The 13,808-nt window shown below is 30.9% G+C and carries 15 protein-coding genes and 1 tRNA gene; all 16 read right to left on the bottom strand.

Going from position 1 to position 13,808, the window contains the following annotated elements:
- Positions 1-5: 5 nt before the first annotated feature.
- Positions 6-572: a hypothetical protein gene (locus tag GQ540_RS03585; RefSeq protein ID WP_291797457.1), complete on the bottom strand. Its 567-nt coding sequence runs from the start codon at positions 570-572 to the stop codon at positions 6-8.
- Complete coding sequence (locus GQ540_RS03580; protein ID WP_291797455.1) at positions 565-2,175, bottom strand: hypothetical protein; 1,611 nt, start codon at positions 2,173-2,175, stop codon at positions 565-567. The genes GQ540_RS03585 and GQ540_RS03580 overlap by 8 nt, the downstream gene beginning before the upstream one ends.
- Before the next feature lie 84 nt (positions 2,176-2,259).
- A complete protein-coding gene (locus tag GQ540_RS03575) occupies positions 2,260-2,799 on the bottom strand; it encodes a hypothetical protein (protein WP_291797453.1) in 540 nt (179 codons plus the stop codon).
- Positions 2,800-2,862: 63 nt separating this feature from the next.
- Positions 2,863-3,240, bottom strand: coding sequence for a hypothetical protein (locus tag GQ540_RS03570; protein WP_291797450.1), 378 nt, complete (start codon positions 3,238-3,240; stop codon positions 2,863-2,865).
- 7 nt (positions 3,241-3,247) lie between these two features.
- Positions 3,248-3,496: a hypothetical protein gene (locus GQ540_RS03565; RefSeq protein WP_291797447.1), complete on the bottom strand. Its 249-nt coding sequence runs from the start codon at positions 3,494-3,496 to the stop codon at positions 3,248-3,250.
- A 56-nt stretch (positions 3,497-3,552) separates the two neighbouring features.
- On the bottom strand, positions 3,553-4,032 hold the full coding sequence (locus tag GQ540_RS03560; protein ID WP_291797444.1) for a hypothetical protein: 480 nt from the start codon (positions 4,030-4,032) through the stop codon (positions 3,553-3,555).
- 124 nt (positions 4,033-4,156) lie between these two features.
- Complete coding sequence (locus tag GQ540_RS03555; RefSeq protein ID WP_291797441.1) at positions 4,157-5,434, bottom strand: phage major capsid protein; 1,278 nt, start codon at positions 5,432-5,434, stop codon at positions 4,157-4,159.
- 86 nt (positions 5,435-5,520) lie between these two features.
- Positions 5,521-6,972 (bottom strand): HK97 family phage prohead protease, encoded by a 1,452-nt coding sequence (locus tag GQ540_RS03550; protein WP_291797438.1) that lies wholly within the window; start codon positions 6,970-6,972, stop codon positions 5,521-5,523.
- Complete coding sequence (locus GQ540_RS03545) at positions 6,947-7,162, bottom strand: hypothetical protein (protein WP_291797435.1); 216 nt, start codon at positions 7,160-7,162, stop codon at positions 6,947-6,949. The genes GQ540_RS03550 and GQ540_RS03545 overlap by 26 nt, the downstream gene beginning before the upstream one ends.
- 18 nt (positions 7,163-7,180) lie before the next feature.
- A tRNA-Met gene (locus tag GQ540_RS03540) sits at positions 7,181-7,257 on the bottom strand.
- 5 nt (positions 7,258-7,262) lie between these two features.
- Positions 7,263-8,546, bottom strand: a complete 1,284-nt coding sequence (locus GQ540_RS03535; RefSeq protein WP_291797432.1) for a hypothetical protein — start codon at positions 8,544-8,546, stop codon at positions 7,263-7,265.
- A 13-nt stretch (positions 8,547-8,559) separates the two neighbouring features.
- On the bottom strand, positions 8,560-9,924 hold the full coding sequence (locus GQ540_RS03530; RefSeq protein WP_291797430.1) for a phage portal protein: 1,365 nt from the start codon (positions 9,922-9,924) through the stop codon (positions 8,560-8,562).
- Complete coding sequence (locus tag GQ540_RS03525) at positions 9,924-12,689, bottom strand: LAGLIDADG family homing endonuclease (RefSeq protein ID WP_291797427.1); 2,766 nt, start codon at positions 12,687-12,689, stop codon at positions 9,924-9,926. Before GQ540_RS03525 ends, GQ540_RS03530 begins: the two co-directional genes overlap by 1 nt.
- Entirely contained in the window at positions 12,690-12,896 is a 207-nt protein-coding gene (locus GQ540_RS03520) for a hypothetical protein (RefSeq protein ID WP_291797424.1), read from the bottom strand.
- A 36-nt stretch (positions 12,897-12,932) separates the two neighbouring features.
- Positions 12,933-13,601 (bottom strand): terminase small subunit, encoded by a 669-nt coding sequence (locus GQ540_RS03515; protein WP_291797421.1) that lies wholly within the window; start codon positions 13,599-13,601, stop codon positions 12,933-12,935.
- A gap of 18 nt (positions 13,602-13,619) precedes the next feature.
- Positions 13,620-13,805 carry a hypothetical protein gene (locus GQ540_RS03510; RefSeq protein ID WP_291797418.1) on the bottom strand — a complete coding sequence of 62 codons (186 nt, stop codon included), beginning with the start codon at positions 13,803-13,805 and terminating at the stop codon, positions 13,620-13,622.
- Positions 13,806-13,808: the final 3 nt, after the last annotated feature.

The following is a 13,808-nucleotide window of genomic DNA, read 5'->3' as shown; positions in this document are numbered from 1 at the left end:
TTCCCTTAATACTTATTTGAAAGTAATCTTGAGTCCCAATTACCATTATAAACAACATTCCAATTTTCACCTCTGAATACAGCATCTTCAATCATATCAGGACTAACACCATACCACTTACTGTATTTCTTACCTTTTCTTATTAAATCAGAATCTATACCAGATTTTAATAAGAATTGTGCTACTAATTCAGAACATACAGGCCAATCTGTTCTTATTGCAGATATTCCAAAAAGAATAAAGAATAATCTATGCAAAGGATAAAACATCCCTTCATTATCAAGAGCTTCACCAATACCTTTTTTAAATTTCCAATCTTCCATATCTTTATGTCTTGCAATAAGAACAGGAACATTTTCATATTTAGATATATGGTTTGCTCCTATTTTTAATGAAGATTCAAATATATTTCCACATTCATCTAATACAATTGCAGCATGTGAAAAATTAACTATATCAGTTTCACAATCAATCATATTTTGAGTTCTAATGATTGCATTACCCAACCATCCATGAACTAATGTTAAAAGTATATCTCCAGGCTTTAATTTTATATTCATTATATTATCCATTTACTATTGGAGGTTCATATAGAAAAGTTACAAAATATACAATATTTGATACTTGATCTGATGCATCATCATTATTATAAAATTCTATTTTTCCACCATTATCAATTATCATTGGTCTAATTGATACATCATGTGAGTGTTTTTGTTCTGGATGTTCTTCATGATCAACAACAGTATCGGTTACTTGCATATCTTTATTTTCAATAAATACATATAAGTCAGAATCCCCATTAGGTTCAGCGTCAAACCTCCATCCAGCTTCAATTACATAAACAGATTGTGTTGACATTATAGTAAACATTATATCTGAATATGGGCCTATTGCATTAATAACAGAAGCTTCATTTGCTGTAGTAAAAGAATATCCGTTATTATAATATTGAGTATTAAAAGAAGTGTCAGGGCCATACACACTCACATTGGTATCTATATAATAAAGTTCAATTAAATAATAATTATCAGTTATTAGTGGTTCGTTATCTGGTACATTTTTATCAAGTGCTGCATTAAACATATGAGCATGATATAATCTTTTTCCTCCAACCAAAGGTAATGAAAAAGATGAAGTAAGAGTTTTACCTAATCTGGTGTATTGGGTGCCATCATCAATAGAGGTAACTCCATCTATAGGAAGAGTATTACCCATGTTCCATAATTTAATACCAAGTTCACCAGGAGCAGGGGTAGCAATTAAATTATCAATATAAACTGTTGCTCCATTCTTTTTTCTAATTATTCTAAACCCAATAGTTAATATATTTGTAGTATCAGTAGTTTCAGCTTGATCTTCAATCATATTTGATTCAAGAACATCAAAATGAGTCCATGAATTGGTTATATTAATAACAAGAGGAAAACTTTTACTATTAGTTCCATCACTAATAAATACAGACACTTCTGCCCCTAATACCCCAAATACAACATCTTGATAAAAATCAAATGATCCTGTATAATCTGTATAATCTGATGGTGCGCTTAATACCCATTCATCACCAGTAGTGGTTAAAGGCAAGGCCATTGCTTGATCACCAGTTTTAACTATTGATGTTGAAATAACTGCTGGATTTGTTATTTCAACCCAAGAAGTTTGAAGTTCACCATCATTTGAATATGTTTCAAAAGTATCAATAGTTTGTGCTTCTGCTGATTCAATAGTAAGGAGCAATGCAGATATATTATCTTTTGATGCTTTAAATATTTGCCCAACTATATTACCATTTGTGACAACACCTTGAATCTCCCTAGAACTTTCAACATGTTCATTACCAATTCTTGGATAAATTACAAACTTATTTAATTGACCTTTATTTACAAGTGACTTTATTGTATTTGTTGTTGTTCGTGAATATTCAATAGGAACATAACCACCATATACTGGAAATGGATTATCACTATTTATAAAATCACCAGTTCCATTTCCTAGATTTACAAGTTTAGGAGTCCAAGCACTAGAACCATCAAATACATATGTCACACCAGTATCTAATTCATACCATTCAGAACCAGCAAGAATACGGATTACTGATCCTACCTGAATTGGAGATGATGGTTTAGTATCAGTAGATAAACCTATATATCTTTTTATAGTAGTTTCTTGTACCATTTTGTCCTAAAAAAAATATAAAAAAAAGGGAAAAGGAATATTTCAAACCCTTTCCCTTAATTAATTAATATTAAAATTTATCTATTAATTAAAAAACTCAATAAATCCTATCATTGCAATTATATCTGAATTTGCATTTGAAGCATCCCAATGGCCTGTTACATTTAAGCTACCATCTGCTGTTAAATTAGCAGTAACTCCAGCGGCAGCAGTATCTGCGGCAAACATCAATGGTGTTCCTTGCTCTATATCAATCCTAGAAGAAGCTACTATCTTACCAGTTGCTCCAGTAGTATGAATTCTACCCAAACACTCATATTTAAATTGTTTATCATCTTCAGCAGCTAAAGTTACTGTGGCTAAAGCAAGGATATCAGTTGTTCCATATCTCAAAGTTAGAGTAATATCTGATCCAGCATTTGCTGAAATTTCACCAGCTAAAGTGACTCTAAACCCCATAGTTGTTGCATCAAATGTATTGCCATAAATAGTTTCTGAAACTAGAACAGTTTCAGTTGTTGAACTTACAATTTGCTGATTAGTAGAAATAGTTCCACCAGAAAGCATTTGAGCATCACTAGAAAATACTTGTTTACCATTTTTAAACTTACACTTTGTTCCCATAATATTCCTCCTTAATTTAGAATATTCACAATCGTTAAAATAACGATGCTAGTTACATTTTATTTATCGAATATAAAGAATTACTTCTCCACCATTTGAATTACCCGCATTGGTAATATTAAGTGTTAAAGTTGTAGAAACTACAGCGCCAAGTCCATCAGTAACATTATCTTTTTGAACTGCTCCTGTATTTACTAAATTTGCACCATTACCAATTAAAACATCTATTCCATCTGAATCAGTAATTGTTACATCATATAGATTTGTGGGTTGTGTTCCACCACTATCTGGAATAAATACTGCTCTTTCAATCATTCCAGTATATGATTTTTCTGATGGAATTGCATTGACAGTGCCTAAAGCAACATCAGACACCCATGTCATTGAAAGTTTTTTAACTGAAGTATGAGTTGTTTCACTAAAAGTTATTGATCCAGCCATATGTCACCTATTTCTTTGTTTTTTTAGGTCTACCAGATTTTTTCTTTTGTGGTGAAACCATCATTTTGTTTTTTTCAGGTTTTTCAACTGATTTGGATATATCTTTATCAGTTTTATCAACTTTTTTCTTATCTACAATGATATCAACAGTTCCACGTTCATTTAACATAGTTGCATTATCTTCATACATAAGTATTGTTGATCCAGCAGGATTCCCCATCCAATCAAAATTAAATTTTACTTTTACTTGATCCATAATTTCCCCTTATAAAAAACTAAGGGTGTATATTTCAACACCCTTAATCAATTACTTTATACAATTGCAGTTTGTTTTACTTCATGCATATAACGTGCATTAGAAAGAATGCATATGATGTTTCCAGTTACAGCACCATTAACAAGCTCAAGAGCTTTTAGACGTACAAATTTATCAGTTCCACTAAGTTCAGAAGCATTTACTTCAAATGCATAAGTAGCTCCAGCACCAGCAGTTGTTGCAAAACTAGCTTGAGATGTTCTATCACTCCAAACATCACTTGTTGTAGATTTCCAAGCATCAAAAGTAATAGCTGTTGCTGTTGATGCTGAAACATCATCACAACTTTCAATAGTGATTGTACCAGTTCCAGTTGCTCCTGCTCCTAATTGCATAATAAATGTTGCACGATCATAATTTGACAAATTAACAATGTCGGTAATAGCTGATGTTCCAACATCAAAAAAATCATCAGCTATTGATAAAGCAGGAAGTGCATTTACTACATGAATATTCTGAAAAAATCTATCTTTCATATTAAATCCTCCATAAGAATTTTTAAATTATATATTTATACCCCTTTTAAAAAGATTGGATGGAAATGAAGTGGGGATTCTTCACTTTCAGCGATCAACCTATCCATCCAAATTTAAAAACCTATTATGTTCTAGCTGCTAATCCAATAAAAGGACTAAGAGTAGTTGAACTCTCAGCAGGAGTCAAGGCTGAAGGCCACCAAGATTGTCCAGCCATATATACAGTCCATTTAAAAGTTTCCTGGTCTGTATCAAATTTGAAATGGAGAGAAGAGTCAAATTTACTCCCTTCATTTCCAGCCAACATACCAAGCAAATACTGACTCATATCGGCAAGAACTATATCACCTTCATCACCAACAGTTTTTGCGTGATGATTCCAGACAATCGGTAAACCCATGAGTGTATCAAAAGGTTTTCCTGAAGCTCCCCCTGCTGGCATATAAACAGCAACGCCACCTGTACCGACAGCAAGACTCATAGAAGCTAACTGTGGAAGTGTATCAGGATTGCAGACCCAAACAGCACTAGATTTATCATAAAGACGAGAATACATATTAATGATATTTTCCCAAACAATAGTATCTGCTCCCTGACCAGTTTCTTTAGCCTGAGAAACAAATGCAGGAGAATTCAAAATACCTTGAGGTTGTCCAGCACCAGAACCTTTAAGGATTACACGATTCATTTCAAAGTTGAAACCATCAGTGAAACCTCTCTGAAGCAAATTTGTAATAGACATAGGGGAGAATTTGATGATTTCATCAGAAACATATGCCATACCAGCAAGTTTATTAAGGTTAAGGTTTACATAACCAAACTTAACATTTTTAGCTGTTCGGGTTTCTTCTTCATCAGTCCACAACCATTGAACATTACCATAAACAAGACCACCTGATTTATCAAAACCATTAACGTATGGAATACGAACAGAACTTGACTGCATAGGAATTCTTGTTGATCTTCCCATAAGTTCATTTTTCTCTTCAGCAGCTACGAGAAGATTTGTACGGAACTCTTCAGGTACAAGATAACCACCAGCTTCACCATCAGTCACATTCTGTGATGGTGTTCCAGCAGCTTTTGAAGTTACAACTTCATCCCAATTACCAAGCTCTTTGGAAATCTTACGATGACCAGAACGAGCAGCATTAGCAACATCTACTGCAAAATGAGAAAGTGATTTAAAACCAGCTTTAGGATCTTTCTCTGCTTCACCTTCCAAGCCAACTTTAATTTTACTTGTAAAATCTTCTGCAAATTTATTAAGTTTTTCATCAATATCAGTTGCAAGTTTTTCGTTATGCCCTTCCATTGCAGTTTCAATAGCTTTTTCTGCAACTTCGCCAATAGTTTTAGTAAGATCTTCCATAGTCATTTTATTTTTAGCTTCTTCGCCCATATTAAACTCCTTTATAAGTTTTTAATTAAATACTTAAATTGATCAATAAAAAAATCTACCTAATGTCTCTAAACATCTCTAGTAAATTAAAATATTTGACCTTTAAATTTCATTAACCTTTCTTTTAAAATATTAGTTGAAGATTCTTTATTTTTTTCAACAGCATCTAAAATAGTTTTTTGTACTGTTTTTGAAATATCTTCAATATTAAATTCAACTTCTTTTTCTACAATTTCTAAAGTTTTTTCTTCTACTTCTTCAAGTTCAAGAATTTTTTCTTCAAGTGGAACAGGCAATCTCTTATTAATATCATTTTTAAGATCATCAATTGAATCAATAAGAGTTTTATTTAACTCATTCATTTCTTTCTTATCGGTAACTTCCTCAAATAACTTAAATTTTTCGGTTATTTGATCATCAATGTATTCTTTTAAAATATCTGACAGTTCATCTAAAGTATCAATTTTTTTAAATTCATCACAATCACCTTCACAATCATCACCACAATCACAAACACCAAATTTCTCTTCAAGATCAATAGTATCATCCCTTACTATGAAATCAGCATCATTAATATCCTTATGTTCATTAGTCCATGTTTCAGCTTTTGTAACATCCCACATTCCTTTGTCAAACATATATTTTTGAACTCTTGTATTTCCACCTTCAATCAATGAACCAATAATAGCTTTAATTCCCTTATCTTCAGAAATATTAATACTTCTTAATGATTCTGTTTCAAAAAGTGATGCTTCAATTAAAACCATATGAATATATTCATCATCAATACCATCCTCTACAATATCATCAACTTCATCATCGACTTCAATAGTAATGGTTGTTTTCTTTTCTTTATTATCTTCATCAATTAGGATTTTTTCACCAGTTTCTGGATCAATTTTTCCAACAATTTTTGGTTTAATATCTTCATCATCAATTGTTTTAGTTATTTCAATATATTTTTCAGAAGATTTAATTTCTGCTGCAAATTTAATTAATTCATCGGATTTAAAATCAGTATCAATAAATGATTTAAATGACCTAATTATATTTGCATCCTGGTTTGCAGGAATAGTTACACAAGATAATTCATAAAGCTCACATTCTGTATAAACAGTATGAGGGACTTTACCATTCTTATCAGCATATTTTTGTTCTTTTTCATTATCGTATCTCTCTAATGCACGAAATCCAACAGAAAATGAGTTCATCATTCCAGTTGAATATAATTTATATAATTCATTGCCAGTATCTGTATCGGCAAATTGAATTTTAAAGATCAATCCTTTAGAATCAACTTTCTGCCACATAGATTTACCAACAGGTAGGGAATAATAATCATGATTTAATAGAATTACTGGATTTTTTCTATAATCTTCCATCCCTTTTTCAGTCCAAGCTGATGCAAGAATCATCTCTCCATGACGATCAACTGTTTCAGTGCTTGCATAGCAAACAACACTTCTTTCTTCATCATTTACTTCCTTCTTTTCAGCTACGACAAAAACCTTTTTATTTTCTACCATTACATCCTCCATTATATTCACATTGAATTAATCCATAATTTCCACGATTCTCATATAAACTTTTATTTGTTATAGACTCGCAATAATTAATACCATCAAAACATAGATCTGTTTTATCTTCAAATTTATATTTAGGGCAATTGTTAAAAAAAATAGGTTTAATTCCAGTTTCATAATTTCTAACTTTAACTAAATATGTCATTTTTTCCTTTTTAAATTTTGGATGCAGGGATCAGAATTGAACTGATGAAGCACTTGCTTATGAGACAAGACCGGAATACCAACATCCTCCCTGCAATATTTTATTTATCATACTTTAATGGATAATGTGACAATCTTGCTTCATTACCACTTTTTTTATTCCATATATATGCTTCAGCAGAACGAAGTCCACTATACCCTTTCTTTTTATGCCAAGAATCAGTAGATGCAAGGGAAGGTAATATTCTTTCTCTTATACCATTTTGTTCTGTTGCATAATCATATGATTTTGTTGCTTTATGATGCAAATGTCCGGTATGCCACTCTCTAAATTTTGAAACTGACCACATTTTAGGAACTTCAGTTGCCATAATTATTGGTAGTGTCCCTTTTACCTCATCACTTCCATGTGTAAATCCAATAAGACAATCACCCCAATCCCAATACTTTCTTGGAGTTGGAGTATTATCAACAGTTACATTTTTAGAAAGTCTATACCAAGATTCTAAAGAATCTCCAAGATAAAAAGATCTTTCTTCATCATGATTTCCAGGGATTACAACCAATTTAACAGGAGCAAGCTTGCTCAATACATCAACACCTGAAACAACCATTCTTCTTCCATATATAAATGTTTTTTGCCACCTACAATCTTCATCTTGATATGTATTGTTTGCAGTTATATTTAATTTTGAATTTACATTAAAAAAATCAGATCCAATTGGAAAAATAATCTCTTCAGGAGAAAATGGTTTTATTTTATTATATAAATCATATACAGCATCCATAAACATTTCTTCTGCAATTTTTATATCATAATTTGCCCCTGTTTCTTTTGACCAACACAATGATCCAAAATGTAAATCGTGAATTGCAATCTCAGCAGCATTACCAGTTTTAGCTATATCATATTTAATATCTTTATAAACTGGAGAATATTTTGTTGAGTAATCTTTAAATTCTTTTTTAATATCCTCTATTGTTAGTTTATTATCCTTTTCAGATAACCAAACTTTTACTTGGAAACTTTTATTAGTAGCAGATCCCCATGAATTAATAACATGCTTTTTAATATCCCAAATATTAAGATCAATCTTACAATAATGAATTAATTCTTTTAATGTTCTTATTTTATGTGAAGATGTTATTACTTGTCTATTTGGCCCTATATTAATATCTTCGACCTTTGTATCTTTATTTAAATCAGGGGTATTTGATTTTAAAAGATCTTTAAAGACAGGATTGTTAAAAGCTTTGTCTAAAAATCTTCTAAATGTTGTTCTAGGCATTCCAATTGATTCTGCTGCCTTAAATTTGTTTCTATTGTAATTAAGAAATGCCTCAACTACTTTTTTTTGCTTTTGATTCTTTAAAATGTCGGACAAAATACTTCCCCTTTTATTTAAGTAATTCTTTTATCTTGTCAATATCACTGATAACATTATTATCTTCAGAATCTCCAGCAATCAATCTTTCAATTGTTGTCATATTTACAGGAACTAAAGGAGTATCATATTCAGGGCCAAATGGTTCTAAATTAATACCTTTTCTAGCTTCATTAATAGATTCAATTCCAGTGAGAACATGTTTACTTCTTTGTTCAAGATCAAATATTTTATCAGTTGGAACAGGATTATCATATTTTACAAACAAACGACCATCATATCTAGGAATCAATTTCTCATTTATTTTTTCTTCTTTTCTTTTTAATCTAGGTTGGATAGTATCCTTTGCATAAATATAATATGACATTTCAGTGTTTGCACGATTAGATTCACGATCATACATACCTAAACTTTGCCCATATGCATTAGAAATTATTTCTTTTATTTTCCCTCTACCATTTATATAAGACATTTCTTTAGGAGCAAGACCAAATGGTTTATAATGAACACCATTTGAAAGTAATGGAGCTTTGCCAGCATTTTCAGTACCACTAAATGATTGGCTAATTTCACCTTTCAATCTTTCAAACTCTATATCTCCTAAGTCTTCATCTGTTTCAAAAACACCATCTAATCTTCCCATATTTTGAAATAAAGCATTTTCATAATCATTAATTGAACCATCTATCATGATCTGATCTTTAATTGCAGATAATGGTGAAAATCCATAGTAGTGACTTTTAGGATTTGGGAATTTAAAATGAATAATATCTTTTTCAGTTAATTCTACTGTTTTACTTCCTTTTATATAATTATAACCTGAAATAAATTTTGTTGGATGGGGAACTATCTTGCAATTTTGAGGAGGGATTGTCCATATCTCTCTAGGAACACCAAATTTATCTTCCACAATATACCAAAAATCATTCCCTGTAAGCTCAAGAAATAATTGTGATTTTTCCATTAAATCAAAGTTATTTGTAAATGGATTTACTTGCTTTTTTAAAGTTAAGAAAGGATGTTCTAAAACTTCTTCAAATTCGATTGCTTTTCTAATAGGTTCTATATTGCTTAAACTAGAACATTCTCTAATCTCTGCATCTACAGATTTAGAAACTTTTTTTGTATCATAACCCCTAATCTTACCAATAGTTTTATCTTTTGCAACATAAAGTCTTAAAGGGACTTGAGCGCAAGTTGTAGCATTTCTCATTGAACAAATATATGTCCAACTTTTAAATTCCTCAACCATTGAATGATAATCTTCATCAGCAAACAAACTCCTGTTGTATTGCCAAGGCCATAAAAAATTAGATAATAGATTATTCTTTCTTTTACTTCTAAGTGCTCTTTTTATTTCAAGCCCAAATATATTCATTATAATAAATTCCTTACTCTTGGATTGCCAAAATGATTGTAGAAGCACTGAATAAGACTATCTGCCGTATCTGATGATCTACCTAATTTTTGTCTAATTTTTTTCTTGTCTGTAACTTTTATCTTGCCATTTTGTGGACTTTCAAAAAATTCCATAACTAAAAGTTCTTCTCTTAATTCAGGAATATCTGGTATCATTGCTGATTGGTCTTTTTCCAACCAATCTTTAACAGCCCACCATAATTCATCTCTAAGTTTATCAAATCTTCCATGATCACACTTATGTTTAGAAGGGGTTGAAACGACTACTTTTTTAATGTTAAAATGTTTCATTTCAAGAACAGAAGATAAATGCTCTCTTGATTCATCACCACTTTGTCTTATCTTTTCTTCACATACAGGGCATTTAACATGTTTTACATTAAAGTAAGTTTTGCCACACCCTACACATTTTAAATAATGATTCCTTCTAATTTTTGGAGGAATTGCAGCACCGATTCCATCACATTCAACATTAGCTTGTATTGGCTCATCATTAGCATATATTTTTGATAGTCTAGTGGCTGACAAATCTGTATCTATCCCTCTCCACCTATCAAAACCCTTTACAAAGTTTCCATACTTCTTGCAAACACAACAACTATCGTCACCTTCATCAGCTACATCCATTCCAAAAACACCACGAACATTATCTTGTGGATTTTCACCGTATTGAGCTACATAAAGTTTCCATCTTGTAACAGCATTATCAATCCATGCTTCTGAAATCAATTGATTGCTTGATTGAGTAGGATAAATACCAAGAATTTTATATGCAAACTGTTGATCAACAATTCTTCTTGTTTCTTTTTTCAATGGTGGATATTCTTTTCCAGATCCACCAATACCAATAGCCCCAACTAAAAAATCAGGTATTTCAAAACAACTAGCATCAGGTTCTTCATCTTCTCTTAATGGTTCTGTCCATTCATGAATACGTTCTATAACCTTATCTCTACTTACTGCTCCAGGGATAAGGTTTTCACCAGATGTTACATTTGGATGATTAAAAGCAGAAAGAGTTACAACATTTGCTAATCCTTTTCTAATTAAATTATATGCATGTCCACCCCTACGTTTAGGATTGTACATAATTAATATTCTAGCACCATCACTAGACATACATCCATCTATTCCACGAAAAACTTCATCTGGAATAGCATCACCTTCATCTAATAAAAATAACAACCAATCCGCATGTTGACCAGAAAATTTAGACTCTCTTTCCTCCACTGATCCAGTAGATGAAATTGGTTTTCCCATAATGAAGTGTTTTCCACTTTCAACCTCAACATCGTCACTATCATGGATCTTAGATAAATTAATATCATCAGTTAATTTTAATGTTAGTATCTTATCTTTCTTAAATATTCTTCTATTTTTAAGAACAAAACTAACTAACTCTGACCATAACTTAGATTTAATATTTTCTTCTGGTGGGGCAGCAGTTACAACTGTTTGACTTTCTGGGAAACATTTATAATGCCAAATAGCAAGAGCAGCAGCTACGAAGGTATTATGGGTTGGTATAAAACTATCTTCAACAATAAATAAATTATCATCACTGTCAACCATAATACAAGTACACTCTTCCTCCCCTAAATATTTTATATCCGTTATATATTTTCTGCCACCAAATTTATTTTCAGTTTGTTTCTTTCTTCTTTCTTCTTTTCTTTTTATTTTAAATATTTTTTCTTTACAAAATAAAGAAAAATGAACCAAGTAATGGTCACGATGTGTAGTTTTCTTAGTTGAAATACTTTTTACAAAACCACCTAAACTTCTAATTAAAAATCTAACATCACTTGCTAGCTTGTATGAAGAACTTGAAAAAGAAGTTAAATTTTTCTTGTCTATTGTTCCATCAGTATCAAGAAGACCTCTCAGTAATTCTAATCTTTGATTGATAGATCCATATTTATATTCTTCAGGAATATATTTTTCATAAGAATATTTATCATTAATTCCCAATTCTTTCAACTTTGTTATCAATCCATATACCCTTTTAGATTGACCTTGATATCTTGAAAGTTTAAATCCAGCATCTTCAATCCCATTCCAGACTTCTTCATCTATATTTGTTATAATTGATAAATTTTTGCATCCATCACCTAACCAACAACCTAATACATAAGGATCAAGTTTATATTTTCTCTCATTCATATAAACTTTATCAAGTTTAGGAAGTCTCCATCTTACACTGTTATCTTTTGTTTTCCATCCATGATTTAATAATTTCCAAACTGTAAGATCTTTCTTTTTAAAATGTGAAATTCTATCTTCCAGTGTCCAAGTATGATCTAAAGAACATTTTGTTTCTGATCCATCGTTAAATTTTATAATGCAACTTTTTTTCTTTCCTTGTGGATAAACACCAATTATATTGCTTTTACCACTATATGTATTTGATATTTCATCCCCAATTTTAAAATCTTCTATATTTTTAAATCCATTTGGAGTCAAAACAGAAACTCCATTAACCATAGCTTTGCCTGTCCCTGTTGCCGACTGTGCCACTGTTACTTTATTATCTCTTACAGACTCACAAACCTCAACAATGTCATCAGGTATATATTTTACATTCAATTCTGTTTTAATAAAACCAACTGGATCTTGTTGGTACTGACTGAAATCTTTCTCATTGAAAACTTTGGTTATTTCTTCTTCCCCAAAAAGATCAATAAGATTCTGAATTGCTTCTTCAGAATGAATATTTTCTTCCATTTATGGATTTAAACCTTTGACTAAAGCATTCAATATTGCATCTGATAAAGTATTATCTACTTTTGCTTCATCAGCATTCCCCTTTGCACCACAAGCATTCATTTTAATATCTGAATAATTCTTTAAGAATGATTTGTGAGATGCTGTACATGTTATTTTTGTATCAGGATCTGTAACAGTTATATTCGATACTGAACATGCAGACAATAAAACTAAAACTAATAGAAATAATAATTTTTTCATTTAAGTATTCCCTATTCTTTTCATTAATGCAAACCGAATCTCTTCCCGAACCTCTTTTGGCAATGATTTGAGAAAATCAGCAAAACTCATATTGACTTTTCGCTCTTTATCCTTCTCATAAATACCAAAATATTTAGCCAATGAATTTAAAGCCTTGATTTTGCTATGGAATTTCACTTTTGTAACTTCAACCTCTTCAATATCTTCTCCATGACCTTCAAACCGTTTATCAACTTGAATTGATTCAATACTAGCAGCAGTATCTCTATCTAAACTAGCAATATCTTTTAGCTTTCCATTTTCATCAAATAAATCTTGTATATTTGAAAAACTAATTTTTGAAAATTCTTGGAGGGTTCTTTCTTTGGTAATTGCAAGATTTATAGAAGTTATTTCTTCTAAACTTCTAATTGATTGTTGAACTATTTTATTTTTTAATGCTTTTGCTGCATATGCATTTCTATACCAAGGATCAACCCCTGCTCTTTTAGCAGCTTCTGATGGTTTGTAATCAATAACATATTCTTGAGTAAATCTTCTCATTTGTGGGGTTAGATCGTCAAGTGTTTTAACACTATCTAACTGTTCTTTTATTCTTACAAATTCTTCAATATCATTATCAGATGAAAGTAGTTCTGCTACACCTTCCTTGTATATTTCCTTTGGCATCTTAATCTTTTCAGACATTTAGAAATAATCCTCCAGCATTTCTTCCAAACTTTCTATAATTTCACCAAAAATACATTTTTTATAGATATACCCTTGCTCTAACTGGTCAAATTCAGGATATTCAAGTGAAAGCTCTTTGCAAACCTCAAGTTCGTTCTCATAATACTCAATGATGCTTTCAATTCGTTTTTTTATTTCATTCATATT

The organism is Lutibacter sp. (assembly GCF_013139515.1).
Classification (GTDB): Bacteria; Bacteroidota; Bacteroidia; order Flavobacteriales; family Flavobacteriaceae; genus Lutibacter.
This window is presented reverse-complemented; position numbering and strand designations above follow the sequence as displayed.

Coding starts and splice junctions, on each gene's coding strand:
- GQ540_RS03555 (WP_291797441.1), bottom strand. CDS start 5,434: ATGGGCGAAGAAGCTAAAAATAAAATGACTATGGAAGATCTTACTAAA.
- GQ540_RS03545 (WP_291797435.1), bottom strand. CDS start 7,162: ATGACATATTTAGTTAAAGTTAGAAATTATGAAACTGGAATTAAACCT.
- GQ540_RS03565 (WP_291797447.1), bottom strand. CDS start 3,496: ATGGATCAAGTAAAAGTAAAATTTAATTTTGATTGGATGGGGAATCCT.
- GQ540_RS03525 (WP_291797427.1), bottom strand. CDS start 12,689: ATGGAAGAAAATATTCATTCTGAAGAAGCAATTCAGAATCTTATTGAT.
- GQ540_RS03550 (WP_291797438.1), bottom strand. CDS start 6,972: ATGGAGGATGTAATGGTAGAAAATAAAAAGGTTTTTGTCGTAGCTGAA.
- GQ540_RS03530 (WP_291797430.1), bottom strand. CDS start 9,924: ATGAATATATTTGGGCTTGAAATAAAAAGAGCACTTAGAAGTAAAAGA.
- GQ540_RS03580 (WP_291797455.1), bottom strand. CDS start 2,175: ATGGTACAAGAAACTACTATAAAAAGATATATAGGTTTATCTACTGAT.
- GQ540_RS03510 (WP_291797418.1), bottom strand. CDS start 13,805: ATGAATGAAATAAAAAAACGAATTGAAAGCATCATTGAGTATTATGAG.
- GQ540_RS03560 (WP_291797444.1), bottom strand. CDS start 4,032: ATGAAAGATAGATTTTTTCAGAATATTCATGTAGTAAATGCACTTCCT.
- GQ540_RS03585 (WP_291797457.1), bottom strand. CDS start 572: ATGGATAATATAATGAATATAAAATTAAAGCCTGGAGATATACTTTTA.
- GQ540_RS03515 (WP_291797421.1), bottom strand. CDS start 13,601: ATGCCAAAGGAAATATACAAGGAAGGTGTAGCAGAACTACTTTCATCT.
- GQ540_RS03575 (WP_291797453.1), bottom strand. CDS start 2,799: ATGGGAACAAAGTGTAAGTTTAAAAATGGTAAACAAGTATTTTCTAGT.
- GQ540_RS03570 (WP_291797450.1), bottom strand. CDS start 3,240: ATGGCTGGATCAATAACTTTTAGTGAAACAACTCATACTTCAGTTAAA.